Origin of the sequence: Nostoc sp. ATCC 53789 (assembly GCF_009873495.1) — a bacterium.
Lineage (GTDB): Bacteria > Cyanobacteriota > Cyanobacteriia > Cyanobacteriales > Nostocaceae > Nostoc > Nostoc muscorum_A.
Genome location: NZ_CP046703.1, coordinates 72,460 through 92,642, shown reverse-complemented (window position 1 = coordinate 92,642; position 20,183 = coordinate 72,460). Strand labels below are relative to the sequence as shown.

The 20,183-nt window shown below is 43.0% G+C and carries 15 protein-coding genes; 6 read left to right on the top strand and 9 right to left on the bottom strand.

The features are described 5' to 3' along the window. Positions 1-20: 20 nt before the first annotated feature. The 4 genes from metH to GJB62_RS00295 form a co-directional block, all read right to left on the bottom strand. Positions 21-3,548, bottom strand: a complete 3,528-nt coding sequence (gene metH / locus GJB62_RS00310; protein WP_114080250.1) for a methionine synthase — start codon at positions 3,546-3,548, stop codon at positions 21-23. A 273-nt stretch (positions 3,549-3,821) separates the two neighbouring features. Next, complete coding sequence (locus GJB62_RS00305; protein ID WP_245246053.1) at positions 3,822-5,585, bottom strand: ABC transporter ATP-binding protein; 1,764 nt, start codon at positions 5,583-5,585, stop codon at positions 3,822-3,824. A gap of 210 nt (positions 5,586-5,795) precedes the next feature. Then, positions 5,796-6,926, bottom strand: coding sequence for an aldo/keto reductase (locus GJB62_RS00300; RefSeq protein ID WP_114080253.1), 1,131 nt, complete (start codon positions 6,924-6,926; stop codon positions 5,796-5,798). Positions 6,927-7,098: 172 nt separating this feature from the next. After that, positions 7,099-7,596 (bottom strand): bifunctional nuclease family protein, encoded by a 498-nt coding sequence (locus GJB62_RS00295; RefSeq protein ID WP_012406891.1) that lies wholly within the window; start codon positions 7,594-7,596, stop codon positions 7,099-7,101. Positions 7,597-7,936: 340 nt separating this feature from the next. On the opposite strand from GJB62_RS00295, the gene GJB62_RS00290 reads away from it, so the two are divergent. After that, positions 7,937-8,617 (top strand): riboflavin synthase, encoded by a 681-nt coding sequence (locus GJB62_RS00290; RefSeq protein WP_114080254.1) that lies wholly within the window; start codon positions 7,937-7,939, stop codon positions 8,615-8,617. 93 nt (positions 8,618-8,710) lie between these two features. Here GJB62_RS00290 and GJB62_RS00285 read toward each other — a convergent pair whose 3' ends face one another. Together GJB62_RS00285 and GJB62_RS00280 are read right to left on the bottom strand one after the other, a co-directional pair. Continuing rightward, positions 8,711-10,264 carry a M23 family metallopeptidase gene (locus GJB62_RS00285; protein WP_114080255.1) on the bottom strand — a complete coding sequence of 518 codons (1,554 nt, stop codon included), beginning with the start codon at positions 10,262-10,264 and terminating at the stop codon, positions 8,711-8,713. A gap of 90 nt (positions 10,265-10,354) precedes the next feature. Beyond that, positions 10,355-11,173, bottom strand: coding sequence for a biotin--[acetyl-CoA-carboxylase] ligase (locus tag GJB62_RS00280; protein WP_114080256.1), 819 nt, complete (start codon positions 11,171-11,173; stop codon positions 10,355-10,357). 77 nt (positions 11,174-11,250) lie between these two features. Here GJB62_RS00280 and pgeF point away from each other — a divergent pair, with 77 nt between their 5' ends. Next, on the top strand, positions 11,251-12,030 hold the full coding sequence (gene pgeF, locus GJB62_RS00275) for a peptidoglycan editing factor PgeF (protein WP_114080257.1): 780 nt from the start codon (positions 11,251-11,253) through the stop codon (positions 12,028-12,030). Between the two features lie 131 nt (positions 12,031-12,161). Here pgeF and GJB62_RS00270 read toward each other — a convergent pair whose 3' ends face one another. Together GJB62_RS00270 and csaB are read right to left on the bottom strand one after the other, a co-directional pair. Further along, positions 12,162-13,622 carry a glycosyltransferase family 87 protein gene (locus GJB62_RS00270; protein ID WP_114080258.1) on the bottom strand — a complete coding sequence of 487 codons (1,461 nt, stop codon included), beginning with the start codon at positions 13,620-13,622 and terminating at the stop codon, positions 12,162-12,164. 151 nt (positions 13,623-13,773) lie between these two features. Next, positions 13,774-14,811 (bottom strand): polysaccharide pyruvyl transferase CsaB, encoded by a 1,038-nt coding sequence (csaB, locus tag GJB62_RS00265; RefSeq protein WP_114080259.1) that lies wholly within the window; start codon positions 14,809-14,811, stop codon positions 13,774-13,776. A 186-nt stretch (positions 14,812-14,997) separates the two neighbouring features. On the opposite strand from csaB, the gene GJB62_RS00260 reads away from it, so the two are divergent. The 4 genes from GJB62_RS00260 (at position 14,998) to hisA (ending at position 18,197) form a co-directional block, all read left to right on the top strand. Further along, a complete protein-coding gene (locus GJB62_RS00260; protein ID WP_012406884.1) occupies positions 14,998-15,333 on the top strand; it encodes a DUF2499 domain-containing protein in 336 nt (111 codons plus the stop codon). A gap of 237 nt (positions 15,334-15,570) precedes the next feature. Beyond that, positions 15,571-16,932, top strand: a complete 1,362-nt coding sequence (gene iscB / locus GJB62_RS00255) for an RNA-guided endonuclease IscB (RefSeq protein WP_114080260.1) — start codon at positions 15,571-15,573, stop codon at positions 16,930-16,932. Between the two features lie 144 nt (positions 16,933-17,076). Then, positions 17,077-17,388 carry a DUF3593 domain-containing protein gene (locus tag GJB62_RS00250; RefSeq protein ID WP_114080261.1) on the top strand — a complete coding sequence of 104 codons (312 nt, stop codon included), beginning with the start codon at positions 17,077-17,079 and terminating at the stop codon, positions 17,386-17,388. A gap of 35 nt (positions 17,389-17,423) precedes the next feature. Next, positions 17,424-18,197, top strand: a complete 774-nt coding sequence (gene hisA / locus GJB62_RS00245) for a 1-(5-phosphoribosyl)-5-[(5-phosphoribosylamino)methylideneamino]imidazole-4-carboxamide isomerase (protein WP_114080262.1) — start codon at positions 17,424-17,426, stop codon at positions 18,195-18,197. 708 nt (positions 18,198-18,905) lie between these two features. On the opposite strand, the gene GJB62_RS00235 is transcribed toward hisA, so the two are convergent. Beyond that, a complete protein-coding gene (locus GJB62_RS00235; protein WP_114080263.1) occupies positions 18,906-20,183 on the bottom strand; it encodes a glycosyltransferase in 1,278 nt (425 codons plus the stop codon).

The following is a 20,183-nucleotide window of genomic DNA, read 5'->3' as shown; positions in this document are numbered from 1 at the left end:
AGAGGGGGAGGCGATATGGATTAAGCGCTAAAGTATTTTGCTACTGGGTGGTAAGTAATAATTGCAGTGGTAGACTGTTCTGGATAAAGTTGTTCACTTTCATCCATATACAATTTAATTCTGTCAGTCTGCAATAATTCCAGTTGCTTGTATTGGTCTTGGATATTCGGGCAAGCTGGATAACCAAAACTATACCGTGAGCCACGATAGCGTTGTGCCAAGATGTCCCGGATATTGTCGGGTTCTTCAGCAGCAAAACCTAACTCTCGGCGAATTCTGGCGTGTGTCCATTCAGCTACAGCTTCCGCAACCTGCACCGCCATACCGTGGAAATACAGATAATCGGTGTATTGATTAGCCGCAAACAGCTTTTGAGCGAACTCTGTGGCAATTTCCCCTACAGTCACCGCCTGCATGGGGAAGACATCAATAATTCCCGATTCCTTTGGTGCAAAGAAATCTGCTATGCATAGCCGCCTTAAAGACTTTTGTCTAGGAAACTCAAAAGTTGTAACCTGCTGTGATTGGTTCTCTGAGTCATATATATGTAGAGAATTCCCCTGAGATTGACAAGGGAAATACCCATAAATCACCTGGGGATGCAACAGATTCTCTTCAATAATTCGCTGTTTCCAAGTTTCTAAAATTGGGTAGACTTTCTCAGCTAAGAAAGCCTGATATTCTTCCTTAGATTGTTCCTTCGGTTTACGGAATTGCCACTGTCCAGCAACCAAAGCTTGTAAATCTAAGTGCCAGAATATTTCCTCAATGGGAATATCACTAGGCTGCAACAACTTCGTTCCCCAAAAAGGCGGTGTGGGACGTTCAATATCTACAGCCACAGCATCAGAACGTCTCGTATCTACTACTTTTGGTTCAGCAGATGTTTCTTCAGCAGTCTTAGCTTTTGGTTCTTTGTGGCCATTTGTCGAAACTTCAGTAGTTTCGACTTCATTTAAAAATCCTTGCAAATCTTCCCAGTTACCAGTAGCTTTTGCTGGCATTAATTTATCCATGAAGTGTAAGTCAGAAAAGGCATCTTTGCCATAAACGACTTTACCTTTATAGGTATTTTGGCAATCTTCATACACAAATTTGGGAGTCAGCGCCGCACCACCTAAAATTACGGGGACACTAATTCCCTTTTCGTTAAATACCTCCAAGTTTTCTTTCATGAAGGCGGTGGATTTTACCAGCAAACCACTCATGGCTATACAATCAGGTTTGTTCTGTTCGTAAGCGTTGATGATGTTTTCCACTGGTTGTTTAATTCCCAGGTTAATCACCTTGTAGCCGTTATTGGACAAGATGATATCCACCAAATTTTTACCAATGTCGTGGACATCGCCTTTGACTGTGGCAATGAGAAAGGTTCCCTTGGCATTGTTGCCTGATTCTGATTTTTCCATGAAGGGTTCTAGAAATGCCACCGCCGCTTTCATGGTTTCGGCAGATTGCAAAACGAAGGGTAACTGCATTTGTCCAGAACCGAACAATTCCCCGACAACTTTCATGCCATCTAACAGGAAGGTGTTGATAATTTCTAAGGGGGGATGTTCTTCTAAGGCTTTTTTCAGATGTTCTTCTAAGCCAATGCGTTCGCCGTCGATGATGTGGCGTGTGAGGCGTTCGGGGATGGGGAGACTTTCATCTAAGGAGCGATCGCGTTTTGTTGTCACCCCAGCAAACGCTGTGGTAAGCTCTCCCAAGGGATCATAAACGCAGACGTTACCCTCAAATTTTCGCTCATCATAAATCAACTGGCGACAAATTTCTTGATGGCGTGCATCAATTTTCGAGAGCGGTAAAATTTTGTTAGCGCTGACAATGGCTGCATCCATTCCCGCCGTCGTCGCTTCGTGCAAAAACACTGAGTTCAGCACCATCCGCGACGCTGGATTCAAACCAAAGGAAATATTGGAAACACCCAAAATTACATGACATCCAGGCAATCCTTCACGAATTCGCCGGATAGACTCAATTGTGGCTTTACCGTTTTCTCGGTCTTCTTCAATCCCGGTGGAAATTGGTAACGCTAGGGTATCAAAGAATATTTCTGTGGGTGGTATGCCAAATTCTACAGCTTGACGGTATGCGCGTTGTGCGATCGCAAACTTTTTGTCTGCTGTCCGCGCCATCCCATCTTCATCGATAGTACCAATGACTATACCAGCACCGTATTTTTTCGCTAACTCCAGCACCTTTAAAAAGCGCGGTTCCCCATCTTCGTAGTTGGTGGAGTTCAGCAAACACTTACCACCGGCAACCTTTAAACCCGCCTCCATCTTTTCCCATTCGGTGGAATCGAGCATTAAGGGCAGTGTCACATTATTAACAATGCGCGAAACTAATTCGTGCATATCGCGCACGCCGTCGCGTCCCACATAATCGACGTTGACATCGAGAATGTGTGCGCCTTCTTTGACTTGCGCCCTCGCCATTGAAACGAGTCCATCCCAATCTTCGGCATTTAGCAAATCGCGGCATTTCTTGGAACCACTGGCGTTGAGACGTTCACCAACAATCAAGAAGGAATTATCTTGGTCGTAGGGTTGAGTGGTGTAAATTGATGCTGCTGCTGGTTCTAAACTTGGCTGTCTAACTTTTGGCTTCAGGTCTTTAGCAAGTTCGGCCAATTGTTGAATGTGTTCTGGACGCGTCCCACAGCAACCCCCGATCACTTGGACACCCAAATCTTCAACAAAATGCATTAGCGACATCCGTAATTCTAACGGTGTCAGGCGGTAGTGCGCTTGACCGCCGACGTTTTCGGGTAAACCCGCGTTGGGTATACAGGAAACGATGAAAGGTGAATGTTCTGACAAATACTTGATGTGTGGTTTCATCAAGTCTGGGCCTGTGGCGCAGTTTAGACCAAGAATATCAATTGGGTAAGGTTCCAGAATTGTCAGCACAGCACTGATTTCTGAACCTACCAACATTGTGCCCATGCTTTCCATTGTCACAGAAACCATCAACGGGCGGCGATCGCCTTTTTTGGCAAACACTTCTTCAATTCCATTCAGCGCCGCCTTAATTTGCAGCACATCTTGGCAAGTTTCCACCAGAAATAAATCAACACCACCATCCCACAGCGCCTCTGCTTGTTCGGCAAAAGTAGCTTTCATGGTGTCAAAGTCAATATGTCCCAAGGTAGGGAGTTTTGTTGTCGGGCCGATGGAACCTGCCACAAACCGGGGTTTTTCTGGCGTAGAAAATTCCGCAGCCACACGCTTCGCCAATTCTGCGGCTGTCTTGCTGAGGTAATACGCTTGGTCTGCCAAGTCATATTCTGCCAGCACCAAGGACGTACTACCAAAGGTATCGGTTTCAATCACATCTGCACCAGCAGCAAGAAAGTCACGGTGAACCTTAGCGACTGCTTCGGGTTTGGTGTGGACTAAGTATTCGTTACAACCTTCATACTGTGGGCCGCCGAAGTCTTCAGCAGTCAGGTTTTGGGTTTGCAGGTTAGTTCCCATCGCCCCGTCGAAGACGAGGACTGGGCTATCTGGACTACGCAGGCGTTCAAGGAAAGAATGAGTCATATTTTCCTAGAAGAAATGAGGACATCAAGTGAGTCTTGTGATACTCGACTTACTTTATTATTTTCCAAAATTGTGATATTTGTGGCAGCGTTTAATAAAGTCTGGTTTTCTTTATATCGCGGTTTTCAGTTGAATGAGGTAAAAGAACCCCCAACTCCCAAGGGAGGAGGAGGCTATGATGTAACTCGTTTGATGAAGAAAAGCTATGATTACAAATCGCTATTAGAATTATCCGTAAATCTGAAATGCTTACTATACTGTGGTTTTAGCGATTTACTGATAACCAGCTGCTTGTAACAGAAACAACTTGGCATAACGCCCTTTTAGCTGTAATAATTCTTCGTGAGTTCCCTGTTCTATAACTTCGCCATTTTCTATCACTACGATTTTGTCAGCCATTCGGACTGTAGAGAAGCGATGGGAAATCAAAAGTACCATCTGATTTTGAGTAATAGCGCGAAAATGATTGAAAATCTCAAACTCAGCTTGAGCATCTATTGCTGATGTTGGTTCATCCAATACTAAGATATCTGCTTGCGATCGCATAAAAGCACGAGACAAAGCAATTTTTTGCCACTGTCCCCCAGAAAGTTCCTGCCCTCCTTTAAACCAACGACCAAGTTGAGTCTGGAAGCTTTGGGGTAATTGGTCAATAAAAGATTGGGCCATGCCTTTTTCAGCAGCAGTTTGCCAACGGTTTTTATTTTCGAGATGTTCTACATCACCCACGCCGATATTCTCGCCCACAGTGAACTGATAGCGAACAAAGTTCTGGAAAATCACACCAATACGACGACGCAACACATCCACATCCCATTCCTGCAAGTCCAAGCCATCTAAGAAAATTCGCCCAGAATCTGGGGTGTAGAGTCGGGTAAGTAGTTTGATTAAAGTAGTCTTACCGGAACCGTTTTCACCCACAATTGCCAGTTTTTCTTTGGGTTTTAAGTGTAGCGAAATGTTTGTCAAGGCTGGTTTAGAACTTCCCGGATAAGTAAATGATACGTTCTCAAAACGGATACCATCTTGGGGATTTAAACCAATAGTTGCCTTACCCCAAGACTTTGGTACTTCTTCTTCTAGGAAATCATAGAGATTTGATAAATATAGGTTGTCCTCATACATCCCCCCAATAGATGTGAGGGCATTGGAGAAAGTAGACTGTCCTTGGCGAAAAACGGTGAGATACATTGTCATATCTCCCAAGGAAATCTTACCTTGCACTGTTTCTAGTACAATCCAAGCATAAGCTAGGTAAAAAGCACCAGTACTGACTAAACCCAGTAAATAGCCCCAGAATCCTCGCCGCAGAGTCAAATCGCGGTCTTCGCCATAGAGTTGATGAAACAGGTTGCGGTAACGCCCTAACAGCATCTCTCCTAACTGGTAGAGTTTAACTTCTGTGACAAAATCTTCTCTTGCTAGCAGATTTTCTAAGTAGTGCTGTTGACGAGTTTCTGCCGCCCGCCAACTAAATAGGCGAAAGCCTTCTCCAGCAAACTTAGTTTCGGCAATAAATACAGGCATAGCTGCCAAAATCAGTACCACCACTGCCCAAACTGAGAAATTTACTAGTAAAATACCGTATGTAATTAGGGAAAGGGCATTTTGCACCAATCCAAAAGTGCGGTTTACTAATGAAAGCGGACGAACTGATGCTTCTCGTCGGGCATTGGTCAATTTGTCATAAAATTCTGAGTCTTCAAACTGCCTAAGATCCAGAGTCAGCGCCTTTTCTAAGATGAGTACATTCACTCGCTGACCCATTAGCGCCCGCAATAATGACTGGCAAATGAGGATTCCCCGTTGACCACCTGCTAGTAGAATTACAGCGATCGCTTCTAATCCTACATAAAATAGGGAAGGATAAATATTGACAAAACCATTATTTTGTGAGTTGACTTGAGAGGCAAATACCACTGCATCAACGATTAATTTACTGATGTAGGATATTGCCGCCGGTAAAAGACCAGCCACTAAAGTTAAACTCGCCAGCAGAATGGTAAGCGATCTGCTAGTAGTCCATACCAAGTTCACAGCCCGTCCACTGTAGCGGAAAACGGTTAGGGATTGGCGTAGGATATTTCTTTTTTTTTAATTTTCATCTTTTTTTGGACAAGATACCCCAGCTTGGGCGGATCTTCCTGACTTTATTTAATCTTTATTAATTTTACCAAAAAAGAAGTTAGAACTTAGGAGCCAGAATGACGGGTGTGCGACTAAGTGGTGACTCTCACGCTTACATTTTTATCCCCACAACCTCCGACCTGCTTTCCCACTTAATTTTTGGTGAGTATCTGACAATAAAGCTGGAATATCTAACTTTTCTGGACACCGAGGTAAACAGTCTCCGCATTCTGTACAGCGATCGCCTTTCATTCCAGGGAACCAATGACCAGCATTTTCAAACATTCCGTAACGATATTGTCCATAGTCTTTCATATCGTATGCTACTGCGAGATTACGTAACCGCAATACCTCTGGAATATTGATATTTTCTGGACAGGGCAAACAAGCATAACATTGGCTACATTTATCAGTTCCCAAAGCAAATTTTTGGTGATTTTCTAACCTCTGGAAAGCAGAAATTTCTGCTGATTTTAGATCTCCATCATGGTCAGCAACTTGCAAAGGTTCTATTAATTCATCTGGGCTGCTTGGCCCTATACTTAAGGTATTAATACGGTTGTCAGCAAGTAAAAAACGATGGCTTAGTTCTAAGGGGGAATACGGCTGACACAAGTCTTTTAGAGTTTGGGGTGGCGTATACAGCTTTCCTCCTTTGTCAGCAGGGGAAATAATGAAAATGCCCATATCTTTTTCGGCAGCTAGTTGAATTGCTAGTGCGTGCCGTTGAAAAAAATAGTAATAATGCAAATTGACAAACTCAAAAAAATCTGTTTTTATAGCTGCCTGAATTAGCTCTAATGACCCGTGGCTGGAAAAACCAATGTGGCGCACTCGACCATCACCAACAGCTTCCTCTACGGCTTGCATACAACCATTTTTGGCTTGCACCCACTCCAAATGTTGCCAAGTATTCAAGCCATGAATGCCTAAGCAATCTAAATAATCTAGCTGTAATCGTTCTAGGGATTCGTCGATGCACCGACGCATGGTGTCAGCATCTACTGTGGCTGAGATTTTGGTAGTGATGTAAAGCTTCGTTCGGGGTACTGATAACCCAGCTTTTAATGCCCTACCAAGATACTCCTCACTTTTGCCGTAACCTCTGGCGGTTTCTAGATGATTAATTCCTAACGCTAAGGCTTGTTCAATGATCTGGTGAGCATTTTCAAAAGAAGCTAAGTAGCGCATTGTTCCCAAAGAGAAAACCGAGAGGTGCAGATTCGTTTTCCCAAAGCGTCGGTATTGCATCAATTTCAGTGCTGAGTGGGGAGTGCTGTTAGCGATAGCGGGGCGTTTAGCCCGTACTGAGTAGAAAGACAATTAATATTGTCTGTACAAAATGAAAGGTAAAAAAGAAAGAATAAAGAACTTATTTTTTAGATTCTCTATTCTTTCTCAGCACTCAGTACTCAGCACTCTCCTAGCTGTCGCCATTACCAAAGCGCTTGATCAAATCTTCAGGACGGAGATTAGAAATAAATTCACGGAAGGCTTGCTGTTCGGCTTCATCTGCATCGCGGTCAACAGGGATAGAAGCATCGGCAATCACTTCTTCCATTACCCAGATAGGGGTATTTGTACGGAGAGCAATGGCGATCGCATCGCTAGGACGTGCGTCAATTTCTTTTTTGACCTCGCCTTGCTGGACAATTAAAGCCGCATAGAATGTATCCTTTTGCAGGGAATGAATGATCACCTTTTCTAGAGTCATATTCCAAGTCTCTAGAAGATTCACAATCAGGTCGTGGGTTAAGGGTCTGGGAGGCTTTTGATTCTCCAGTGCGCCCATAATTGCCCTAGCCTGTTCCTGACCAATATAAATTGGCAAAGCCCGCCGATCTGAAGAATCTTTCAAAAGGACGATCGGGCTGCGGGTTATGGCATCTAATGCTATGCCAGCGACTTTCATTTCAATCATTGCCTAAGCCTCTACAATGCTTTGAGAGCCTTGGATGCTGTGTAACAAATAGTACCCCTTTTTAGGCGGTTTGGTGACAGTAATAAACATAAGCATTCGTTCTCTATAATTGCTTCTATTAAACTCCGAACTTGTGGTGAAAACCAGAGTAAGTCAAATTGGTCTTCTTAGACAATAACCTTCTTACCCAAGTATGCCTTGTGAAGGATGCTAATGTGTTAATATTCCTATACGAAAAAAAGTTAGAAAATATACTTGGATGTTCAACATTTCTGTGACAATTACCAATTCATTTCAGGCAAATTTAGGCAATAAATAGAGTTAGTTTGACAAAAAAGCCGTGTTTACAGGATTAATCCAAGCATTAGGAACAATAGAACCCTTGGGGGGCGATTCTTGGCAAATTACTTGTGTGAGCCATTCTGGTGAAGTAATTATGCAGGATTTGGCTTATGGTGACAGTGTTGCAGTAGATGGCGTTTGCTTGACAGTGGAAAAAGTTTTAAAAGACGGGTTTATCGCCACAGCTTCACCGGAAACACTACGCCGCACGACGTTGGGAGGTGAGCAAACGCAACAGAGATATGTCAATTTAGAAGCGTCGCTAAAGGTGGGCAGCAAAGTTGGCGGTCATTTTGTGATGGGTCATGTAGATGGCATCGGTCGATTGCTAGTGGCAGAACAAACGGCTAGTTCTTGGGAAATGACCTTTATTGCTTCCGTTGCGATCGCACGATACATTGTCCCCAAAGGTAGTATAGCTGTCAACGGCATCAGTCTCACAGTAGCCGCTTATGACTCAGAACTCTCTCAGTTCAAGGTGGCGGTAATTCCCCTCACATACAGCGAGACAAATCTTCGCTATTTGGTTGCTGGGAGTTTGGTGAATTTAGAAGGGGATATTCTCGGCAAATACGTCGAAAAATTCCTTTACTCTGGCAACCCAAACACTACAGCCCATGATGAAACAAGTTTAGATGGCATTACACCCGCATTCTTAGCAGAACACGGGTATTTGTAATTGGGAATTGGGAATTGGGAATGGGGAATGGGGCATTAGTTATTCTTCCCCTGCTCCCCCTGCTTCCCCTGCTCCCCTGCCCCTCAGCTTCTTCTAGCTGCCTGGTTCTTGGCTTACCTGGGCGGTTTGCAAGCCTCTTACTAACTGGCTGAGGGCGCTTTGTAATTCCACGCCTGGGTCAGTAGCAACCCAACCGTTAGGTGTTAGGTGGCGGACTTCAAAGTGCAGGTGAGGGCCTGTGGATGCCCCGGTGCTGCCAACTCGGCCAATGAGAGTTCCAGGTTGTACCCATTGACCGGGTTGAACAAGGATTTCTGACATGTGACCGTAGAGTGTTTGTTCAGCCGATTTGTGATTGAGGATAACGGTTAAACCATAACCACCCATCCAGTTAGCAGTTTCGACTTGACCAGCTGCTGCTGCTAAAACTGGTGTTCCCGTAGGCGCACCTAAGTCTGTACCAGCATGGAAGCGTTGATTACCTGTAATTGGATGAACTCGCCAACCAAACAACGAGGTAATGGGAGCGGGTATAGACAAGGGATACATCATCCCCGTCCCATTATAGGCAACTGCACCTGTGTAGGGAATTTGTGGCAATACCGATGCTAGTGAGAAGTCGTAAGCTACGTTACTGGGACGGGGTGCAATGTTGCCATCTGCCATTGGTGGCGGTAAAGTCCCGCCACTGGGTGCGATAGGAGTTGCACTCACTCTTGTGGGGCTGAATTCGCTGGGACTCGGGATAAACCGATTTGGGCGATATGCGGTCTTGGTGTCACCACTATAACCATTTTGAGTAGCACGCCATCTGCTGTTGTTGCCAGTCGTTGCAACTTGCCGCGCGGTTGAAACTACTGGCAATTGGGCGTTTTGACTTCTTCTTAGCCAATTAGGTGCTGCTTTACCATTAGAATCAGCTACATTCCTTTGGGGTACTTTGGCGCAAACGCCGCCTAATACGCTTTGTCCTGAAGGCAAAATGGCTCGGCAACCACTAGAGCGTTCTGTGAGAATTACAGAATTTGGTGCTTGATAAGTACCTGTAGCACCATTGTCATAACTATTAGGATCAATATAGGCGTTATTATAATCCTTGGTTTTACCTGGCGTTGCACTAACAGAACTGTTGGAGTTATTCGATGGTTGAGCAACTTCTGGGAGTTTTTCAGGTGCATAGCGGACAGGGGTATTGGGTTTTTCCTGTCTCACCCTTATAGGAGTAACCTGGGTGGTTTCTACTTTGGGTTTTGACTGTCTGATAATAACAACAGGTTCAGCAGCTTCAATTTTGGGCGTAGACTGCCTAATTGGTTCTTTTGATTGAGCTACCTCTGGCTTGCGTAGTCTCTGTTTGAGTCTGGCTCGCCGTTGGGAAAATTCCGGTTGTGCTTGAATTGCTTCGGGTGCAACAGCCTGCTTTTTTACTAGATTTGGAACTACTGTTGGCTGGGAAGTTTCAACAGTGGGAACGATGTTATCTACTTGTGTTTCTGTTTGGGCAAACACAAAGCCGCCGCTAAGGAGGCTGACGCTACTCAGCCAACAGAGGCTCTGGGCTGGTAGTGTTGAGGCAAAACGTTTTTTTGTTAGACCTTGCTGCCATAAATGCAAACGATGATGGGCAGAATTATTGCGCTGCGTCATTTGTTCTCTCAGTTGTGTGTAATTAGCCTAAAGAGATGATGCTAGTGGTTTGTCTTGCCCAAAGAGCGAAATTTTGAACAAACCTCAAATTTAAACGGAAGATTTATGGTACCCCAAACTGATTGTACCGGGTTGAATATAAATTTCCGGTGTAATTAGTTCCTTTGTATCATCTGTTTCTAAATCAACTCGTAAATTTCCTTGAGGTGTCACCCCAACTACAGTACCAAAAAGATTATTGACATACACCCGATCGCCCATATTTGTAAGCAAGTCTAGATAGCGAGACAAGAGTATGCTTACTCCTTCTTGTTGAAGGCACTCCATACCGGATTCTATTCCCAGTAAGACTGTAGAGGTGAGTATTTCCAGACAAGAGATTGGTCTGAAATCTTGGGAAGCTTGCCACGATTCCAGATTAATTCCAGTTTCGGGTACTGGATTTGTCCAGTTAATACCAACACCAATTACTGCTTGGGTGATTTGTCCTTTGTTTACTTTGGTTTCTGTCAAAATGCCGCCTAATTTGCGACTATTTAAAACTAAATCATTGGGCCATTTTATCCCAACATCTATACCACATTGGCGCAATTGAGATGCAATTCCCCAAGCAGTAGCGAAAGTTAGCTGGTAGCTGTCAGTAGCTTCTATTTTGTGGTCGAAAGAAATCGCCACGGAAACATATAATCCCCCAACTGGAGAAATCCACTCGCGTCCCCATTGTCCCCGCCCAGCAGATTGCTGAGTGGCGATGACTACTGTTCCGGAAATAGCGCCTTGGTGGAGTAAGTTCCAGAGGGTTTGGTTTGTTGAGGAGACGCTTTCAAAAAAGTGGAGGGAAAATGGTAAATATGTGTGCTTACGCCCTGCTTTCAAGGCTGATTCCAAGTTTTGCAGATTAAATCCCACAGCAGTTAACCCAAATTCCGTTGTTCAAGTTAGCATTGATTGGCTGATGAGTGATTTTTGTTTAGGTTTGGTTGAAGATGCACACTTGGCACTGGCGCAATTGGGAAGGACTGCCTTATCTAACTTGTAGTATTCTGGAACATTGGCATCACGGCTTCTTTACCCAGCAGTTTTGGCCGCGATCGCCACAAGTTATGACAGAAGTATTGCAACCAGAGGGATCAGTCTATCGCTTAAAGCAGGTTCATGGCAATACTGTTCTCACCCCCCAAGAAGTTGAAAGCTTCTTAAGCACTGCTGAGGATGATTTAGCATCGGCGGATGGTTTAATGAGCGAACAGCCTCTCCAAGCCGTTTGGGTAGCTAGTGCAGATTGTACACCTGTGTTGATTGGGGATGTGAAAACTGGACGGGTGGCAGCATTACACGCGGGTTGGCGGGGGACTGCTAAGAAGATTGTGCCCCTAGCGATCGCTAGATTACAATCTCAAGGCAGCAAACTTGATGATTTACGCATTGCAATGGGCCCTGCGATCGCTGGTGAGGTTTACCAAGTCTCAATAGAAGTGGCTGCCGAAATTGGGGCTAGTATTATATCACATAATGACGAAGAAAAAATTGTTCAAGCATTGCATGAATTACCCAATTCACCTTTACTAAAAGATCCCAATCCAGGAAAAGTAAGGTTGGATGTGCGGCGAGTGAATACCTTACAACTGGAAAACATGGGGATTAGTGCAGAACAAATTGCGATCGCACCTTATTGTACTTTCCAAACTCCAGAGCATTTCTTTTCTTATCGCCGAGAGCAAGAGAAAAAAGTTCAATGGTCAGGGATTGTTAGTGGTAAAAGGTAAAACTGGTTTTAATCTTGGTGTTCTAAATTGACACCAATTTTAAAGCAATACAGTTCAGATAAGACCAAAACACTTGTAGAGACGGCGATTTATCGCGTCTCAAAACCCAGGATTTTGTACTGTATTGGATTTTAAGGTTCAAATTTTAAAACCTGTTTTTGACGCAGTGAACTAATTGCTAAGACTAAAATGCTCAGGGTGATTCCTAGAATTGCATAACTCGGTAGCGCGAAGATCGTTACTTTCAGAAAGTAGGGTAATTTCCCTGCTTTCACGTTCCAGCGATTTGCTAGAGAACCGATGAGCCAGCCATGAATAACTGCTGTTTGCACTGCTAGAAAGCAAACCCCTGCAAACCAAACAGACATTCTTTTCATAGAGAATTTATAATACCTGATTTGATATAGCAAATCATTCAGCAAAAAAACAACCGCAGGTATTAACATCACAGTACTAGTTTGCTGTGAATAATTAATGGCAATACTCAAGCAAGAAACTAGTACCATTTCGGCTAAGTATATTTCTTTTGACCAGGCTGTAATAGATTGTTGTAGATACCAATACCAACCCACGAAACCAACAAGTATCAGAACAATAAAGTCTGACAATAACTTGGCAAATAATGGATTATTGGGTAATAATCTTGGGCCCACTACCATCAAATCTAGGCGAGTAATTGAAAGATAGGGACTATTCGATGGATCGTTAAGCCAGAGTGAAAATCCACGAGCCGTATCTGGTAGGTATTGTGTCACAGAATTGCCTGTTAATGTTAGACCTAAAAATACTAAAGAAGTTCCTGTGATAACAGATACAAAAACTAGAGAAAAGCGTCTTTTAAATAGAAAATATAGAATGAATAATGCAGCTAATGTTGGTTTACAAACGGCAATACCCAAGCAAAGTCCGGCTGGAATATCCTGATATTTTCTAGCTAAGATAAACATCCATAAGATGAGAACCGCAACGAAAATGGCAAGATTACCAACTTGAAGATCGCGAACTAAACCATAAATTAAGGCAGCCGAGATTGTGCAAATAGTTCTGAAAGCTGGCGACTTCGATTCTAGGAGGATATTCGTTCCCCATAAGGCCAAGCCGATTGCTAATATATGCATCACAATCCAGATTGTAAATGCAGTATTGATCGGAAAATAACCGAGAAACCAGATAAGAGGAATAATATTAGGTGGATAGACAAATGGTGGAATAAATCCACACGTTTTAGTTAGGCTACAGAAACTTTGGTTAAAAATCTCGACATTAAAAGGACTCAAATGCTGATGAGCCAATTTACTCGCCACATAAAACCATTTAAAATCCCATAAAGGTGGATTTGGCTGATTTAGGGAATAAACTAGCCAACCTGTATAACAGAGAAATCTTGTGACTACTAATACAACAACTGCTTGAATGATAAAGTTAACAATTGGTTGACAAAAAAATTGCATCAATCGTTGGATAACAGAAGATTTTAAGAATAAAGAATTTTTCCAGGCTACCTTCTCATCATCGTCTAGTCGCCAATTATTTTTCAGAACCAATGCAACTACAATTACTATAATTAGGTTCCAAAAACCAAAGTTTATCATCAGCAATGATCTCAAGAATTATTTCTGTATATCCTAGATAACATAAGTGATATATTTTGTCATAAATGATGCTTGAGTATTTTTTATAATCAATTTATAAAAGTTTGAAAATTACCCATCTAGAATCTCCGCTATTTATGGCTGGAGAGTGTCAAATAAAAACTTGGCTCAATACCTCGCGGTGGATTAATGCCCTATCTACTAAAGATTGTATTTGCTCTGCTGATAAAGGATCGCCATTAGCATAATGCTCCATCCAAGTTAGACTAATCAAATTAGGATCATCGGGTAAACTCGCCAAATCCCACCCAGGCATTTCTAAGTCTTCCATAAGACGATTTACCTTGGGGTCATAACTAAGAGCAAAGCAACGACAACCTTCAGCAGCAGCCATAATCAAGCTGTGTAGACGCATCCCAATTGCCATTTCAACACTGCGAAATACACCTTTCAAAAGTTGTGGATCTTCCAGACATAAAATCTGGCTGACATCTTTAAGGTGGGGTTGAATAGCTTCGGCAATACTTAAATCTTCACTTTTTTGAAATGGCAGTAGTAAGATAAAAGCCTGCGTAGCTTTTTGAAAGTCAACCAAAGCACGGGTTAAATTTGACAGACGGGTTTCGGTAAGTAGGGGATGCGATCGCAACGTTACCGCAACTCTCGGCGCAGGTAAATCCCAAAGTCCCGGTACTGGTTTAGATTCCAACGCCCAAACCGGGTCAGGAGCTATAATACAAGGAATTTCCCAATCAGATAATAAAGCAGCGCTGGCGCGATCGCGGACACTAACTTTGGTACAATTACCAAAGGTTTGCCGCGCTAACCAACGAGTTTGCGGACGTACCAAGGGGCCAATACCCTGCGCCCAAGCAACAGTTTTCAAACCCATTTTCTGCGCCAATGCCATCATTCCCCCATAATAAAAGGGGCTGATAGTGCTGGTAACATCTTGAATAATACTCCCGCCGCCCCAAATCAAGGCATCACTTGAGCGTAAAGCTTGCAGCACAGCTAAGGGAGCCATGCGATCGAAAGTTTCTACATTGTAGCGATCGCGCGTTTCCTCTGGATTTCCCGAAAGTACCACAGGGGTTACGTGAGATGGTAACATTTGCAAGAGCGTTGCTAACAAAGCCTCGTCACCACCATTACCTTTACCGTAATACCCAGACAATAACGCCCGCATCTTGACCATTTTGGATTTTAGATTTTAGATTAACAACTTTTTTTAAAACGTTGATGCCATCCTGCCAACAAAAGATGAATTGTATTGTAGGAAAATAAGACCATAGAAAAACAAAAAAATTAATACTATTGACTCTTAACTCCAGTACAGACACTAAATTCCGCGTCTTTAATTCCTAACTTTCTTATGCACACCCTATCGATTCCCACCTGGATTATTCATATTTCTAGCGTTATAGAGTGGATTGTTGCCATTTGGTTAATCTGGACTTACGGCGAACTCACTAATAACCGCAATTGGTGGGGATTATCCCTTGCTATGTTACCAGCTTTAGTTAGCGCTATGTGTGCTTGTACCTGGCATTATTTTGACAACGCCGAATCTCTGGAATGGCTGGTAACACTTCAAGCTACCATGACCTTAGTTGGTAATTTTACGCTTTGGGCAGCAGCGTTTTTGATTTGGCGTTCTACCAAATCTTCTAACACTGTTGAACCAGAACCTATCAAATTAGAGCAGTAAACTACCCACCACCAATTGCTAAGAGCAATATGGTAGGGGCAATTAATCGCCCAGAGTTTACCCGACAAGCGTGTTAACTCACTACGATTTTCAGGTCATCTTACCTACAAATACGTGCCAGTTTGTAGCTCTAAGGTCAACGATTAAACAAGCATATTGGGTTGAAGCTAGTGTCGTTGACGTAAAAAGCCTTGAAATCATTGTCCAGGCTAACTTTACCCGAAAGGAGGGGCAGAAATGTCCAAAGTATTTGTAATTGATTCCGAAAAAGCACCACTAAATCCAATTCATCCAGCGCAAGCGAGGCAATTACTAAGAAACAAAAAAGCAGCAATTTATAGACAATTTCCGTTCACTTTAATTCTTGTTGAATCGTTCCCAGATTCTCCCATCGGGTTCAGCAGTTTCGACTCGACGGGAACCGCCTTCGCGGAGCGTCTCGCAGAGAAGACTCGAACTGCTTCACCGATATCACCATTAAGATTAAAAATTGATCCTGGTGCAAAAGTAACTGGAATCGCACTAGTTAACGACTCAACTGGAGAGGTTGTATTTGCGGCTGAATTAAAGCATAGGGGCTTTACAATTAGGGATGCTCTTGCCTCAAGGAGGCAATTAAGGCGTAGCAGACGCGCCAGAAAAACTAGATATCGCAAACCAAGATTCTTGAATAGAACTCGTCCACCAGGATGGTTAGCACCAAGTTTGCAAAGTCGTGTTAAAAATATCAAAACTTGGATTGAGAAGTTGCGACGCTTTGCTCCGATCACAGCCATTAGCCAGGAATTAGTACGCTTTGATATGCAATTGATGCGTAACCCAGACATTCAAGGCTCATTGTATCAACAAGGTACGCTTGCTGGTTACGAAACGAGAGAATATTTACTTGAAAAATGGGGTAGACAATGCGCTTATTGTGGAGTTAAAGACGTGCCATTACAGATAGAACACATCTACCCAAGAGCAAAAGGAGGTTCTAATTCAATTACAAATCTCAGCTTGAGTTGCGAAAAATGCAACACAAAAAAAGGGACTAAGGATATTAAAGAGTTTCTTAAAACTGACCCTTCTAGATTAGAGAAAATCTTGAAACAAGCAAAAAGACCATTGGCTGATGCAGCAGCAGTTAATACCACTAGATTCGCATTATTGAATACATTAAAGACAACTGGATTACCAGTAGAAACAGGCTCCGGTGGTTTAACTAAATTCAATCGTAGCCAACAAAATTTAGAGAAATCACACTGGTTGGATGCTGCGGCTGTGGGTGTTTCTACTCCGATTTTAAATATTAGAGGTGTTAAGCCATTGTTAATTACAGCTAATGGACATGGTTCTAGACAGTCATGTCGTACTGATAAACACGGTTTTCCTTCGCGCTATGTTCCCAGGTTCAAATTTGTTAAAGGTTTTCAGACTGGGGATATCGTCAAAGCAGTTGTCACCACTGGTAAAAAGGTGGGTCAATATGTTGGAAGAGTCGCAGTCAGGAGTAGTGGTAGTTTTAATCTTTCAACTAAGCAGGGATTAGTCCAAGGTATATCTTACAAATATTGTAAAACTGTTCACAAAAAGGATGGTTATTCGTATGCAAGTTAAGAGGCTTGTTAATTGCTCAACTGTTCCTCTCATTGTTTGTGCTGACGCACAAATGCATTCAAGGAACGTTTCACAATTAACCCTCCATTCCTCTCGCCATCAAACTGGAGTACCAGTTTTGATGGGAGTCTCCTGGAGGGTTAGATGATTTCTAAAGAAACCCTGTTTGCACTTTCACTGTTTCCCTATTTGGGTTTCTTGTGGTTTATCAGGCGGAGTCCGCAAATGCCGCGTTTAGCGCTGTATGGATTTTACGGTACTCTCGTTTTTGTGGCTATCACCATCCCAGCCGGAATTTACGCCCAATTGCATTATGGCGAGTCTTTGGCCAATGTAGATTGGTTGCATGGTGGTGCAGAATTATTTTTGACTCTTTCTAACATCTTGCTTGTGCTAGGTTTTGGACAAGCTGTAAGGCAATTACAAATCAAAAATAGAAACCTCAGCGATAGCTAGGGTTTTAATTGCATTAAGTTATGAGGGAGAAGTAAATGGATGTAATTCCAGCGATTGATTTACTAGAAGGTCGATGTGTGCGACTGTATCAGGGAGACTACGATCGCTCGCAAGTTTTTAGCGAAAATCCCGTTGATGTTGCCAAACAATGGGTCGATCAGGGTGCTAATAGACTGCATATAGTTGATTTAGATGGTGCCAAAGCAGGTAAAGTAGTAAACCTGGGGGCAATTGAAGCGATCGCTCACGCGGTGTCAGTGCCTATTGAAATTGGTGGAGGATTGCGCGATCGCACCAGCGTCCAACAATTATTCAATCTAGGCGTACAGTGGGCAATTCTCGGAACCATCGCCGTAGAACAACCCCAGCTAGTGCAAGAACTGTGTGCAGAATTTCCTGGACAGATTATTATTGGCATTGATGCCCGTAATGGTCAAGTCGCAACTCGCGGTTGGTTAGAAACCTCAGAAGTTTTAGCAACCCAACTGGCTGTACAAATGCAAGAATTGGGTGCAGCCGCCATCATTTACACAGATATTCACCGAGATGGTACTCTCATCGGCCCCAATTTAGACGCTTTGCGAGAACTTGCGGCGGTAATTTCTATCCCGATAATTGCCTCTGGCGGGGTAAGTTCTGTTACCGATTTGTTGAGTTTGTTGGCGTTAGAACCTCAAGGCGTGACTGGCGTAATCGTCGGACGTGCTTTGTATACTGGGGATATTTTACTCAAAGAAGCATTACGAGCGATCGGCCCTGGGCGGATTCAGGATATTCCACCCAATCTAGGTTTTTCTAGTTTTGCTTGATTATCACTCTTCTATGACTCTGTAGAGAGAATAATCCAAGCGATTGGCTACACAAACTCTCGTCCACCTGCGCGGACTAACGCCAAAATAGGGTTTCAAATTTAATCTGACGAGAGTAATAAAAGAGTGTTATGTAAAGTGATGGCTTTTAAACCTCATCTATGTTGAAACCTAGAGTTTTTTAAAAGATATATTGATGTAGGTTGGGTGGAGTGAAACGCAACCCAACATTACCATCTTATTTATGTTGGGTTGCGCGATCGCTGCACCTAACCTACAAAACTACGGTTCTCAAGGTAGACGAGGTTTCGTTAAGATTTTGGCGATTTAGAAAAGCCTTTTTTTTCTCTGTGTTCTCTGCGTCTGGAGTGGTTAGGGACTTCCATTTAAAAAAATTACTTTTAAACCGCAGAGGCGCAGAGAACACAGAGGTAAGAGGTTAAAAAAGGATTTGTTGATCAATATTATCCACCTTGAAAGGGCTAGGAGATCAAACGCACGCAACAATTAGCGATCGCTAGTCATGTATATACTAGCGATCGTGTTTGTAATAGTTATCGTAAATTCAAGGGTTTAAGACCCCAACCATTACACGTAGTATCAGTTGAGTTGGGGTTTAAATCCCCGACTCCAACTGTCTTTAATTTTGAAGTAATGAGTAATAAGTAATGGGTATTACTCATTACTCATTACTCATTACTCATTTATTTAACGTCTTATAATCCCAGTACCTACCTTCACCTTCTGAGATCCTTCGACGATTTGGTAAAGTTTGTCTTCAAGTTTTTGCATACATGCCGACCAATCAAATTCAAGTATGGAAGGGCGAGCGTGCCGAGTCATATCTGCCTTCAAATCGGGATTTTCTAGAATCGTAATCACCTTTTGAGCAAAGTCTGTGGGGTTGTTGGGTTGGGCAAGAAAGCCGTTCCGACCAGGAAACACCTGTTCTGATGTTGAGGGTGCAAAAACAGCAACTAAAGGGGTTCCAGATGCTAGGGCTTCGTTATTTGTAGTGCAGAAGTTTTCAGTGACAGAGGGGTTGACAAAAACATCCGCTCTCGCAAACCACCCTAAAAGTTCTGTACCGTGGGATTCGCCCCATATAGTAATACCCGATCCAAATTTTTCGGCACGCTGACGAATCTCTTCATCCATCGGGCCACTACCAACAATCACCAGATGAACATCAGGAATTTTGGCAGCTATGACTGGAAAGATATCAAGTAGTTGGTTGACATTCTTTTCCGGGGTGATGCGTCCGACAAACAAAAGAGTTGGTCGGTTATCGTTAGGAATGGGATTGTAACAAATATTGCGCGGATGAAATTTCTCGCAATCGATGCCTTGATAAGGGACATATTCAGCGCGTTGACATTTCAATTCTTCGTATTTAGTGAGTTGTTCTTTAGAAGAAAAGTAATTGAAGTCATAAGACTCACTAAATTGCTTGACTAAAACGGGAACAATCGGACGAACAAAGTTAAAGAATTTATCTCCAAAATAATATTTGATATACGCAACGATATCAGTATGGAAAAGTGAAATTATTGGTGTGCCTGTTCGTTTTGCGTATTCAACACCAATTGGACGACCATAACCTTGCAAGAAAAATGAGTATAAACCTCTCATTTGCGCGGCTTCTTCAACCAAGATAATATCAGGCTTAAATTTCTCCAGCAACTTGGTATCACTCCAATGCCGATAATTTAACGGTTGAGGAAGAGACTTATAGAATAACAGTGGTTCTGTGGGAAATGCGTAAGCAGAGAAATTGGGGAAAGACTGAATTTCCTCTAAACCTGGCATGGGGCGATCGCCAACATTTTTGGGGTAGCGATCGCTGATTTGTGGATGAACTAAAAAAACCTCATGTCCTTGCTCTAGCAACCAACGAACTCGTTGGTGAACTGCGACTGAAACACCAGTCAAGAAAGGAGCGTACAATCCTGTAAATAGTGCAATGCGAAGTTTTTGCTTAGTCAT

Bases quoted from the DNA above. Each gene is read 5' to 3' on its own strand.
- metH (WP_114080250.1), bottom strand. From the start codon at position 3,548: ATGACTCATTCTTTCCTTGAACGCCTGCGTAGTCCAGATAGCCCAGTC.
- GJB62_RS00300 (WP_114080253.1), bottom strand. From the start codon at position 6,926: ATGCAATACCGACGCTTTGGGAAAACGAATCTGCACCTCTCGGTTTTC.
- GJB62_RS00295 (WP_012406891.1), bottom strand. From the start codon at position 7,596: ATGATTGAAATGAAAGTCGCTGGCATAGCATTAGATGCCATAACCCGC.
- GJB62_RS00285 (WP_114080255.1), bottom strand. From the start codon at position 10,264: ATGACGCAGCGCAATAATTCTGCCCATCATCGTTTGCATTTATGGCAG.
- pgeF (WP_114080257.1), top strand. From the start codon at position 11,251: ATGCACACTTGGCACTGGCGCAATTGGGAAGGACTGCCTTATCTAACT.
- GJB62_RS00270 (WP_114080258.1), bottom strand. From the start codon at position 13,622: ATGATAAACTTTGGTTTTTGGAACCTAATTATAGTAATTGTAGTTGCA.
- csaB (WP_114080259.1), bottom strand. From the start codon at position 14,811: ATGCGGGCGTTATTGTCTGGGTATTACGGTAAAGGTAATGGTGGTGAC.
- GJB62_RS00260 (WP_012406884.1), top strand. From the start codon at position 14,998: ATGCACACCCTATCGATTCCCACCTGGATTATTCATATTTCTAGCGTT.
- iscB (WP_114080260.1), top strand. From the start codon at position 15,571: ATGTCCAAAGTATTTGTAATTGATTCCGAAAAAGCACCACTAAATCCA.
- GJB62_RS00250 (WP_114080261.1), top strand. From the start codon at position 17,077: ATGATTTCTAAAGAAACCCTGTTTGCACTTTCACTGTTTCCCTATTTG.
- hisA (WP_114080262.1), top strand. From the start codon at position 17,424: ATGGATGTAATTCCAGCGATTGATTTACTAGAAGGTCGATGTGTGCGA.
- GJB62_RS00235 (WP_114080263.1), bottom strand. From the start codon at position 20,183: ATGACTAAGCAAAAACTTCGCATTGCACTATTTACAGGATTGTACGCT.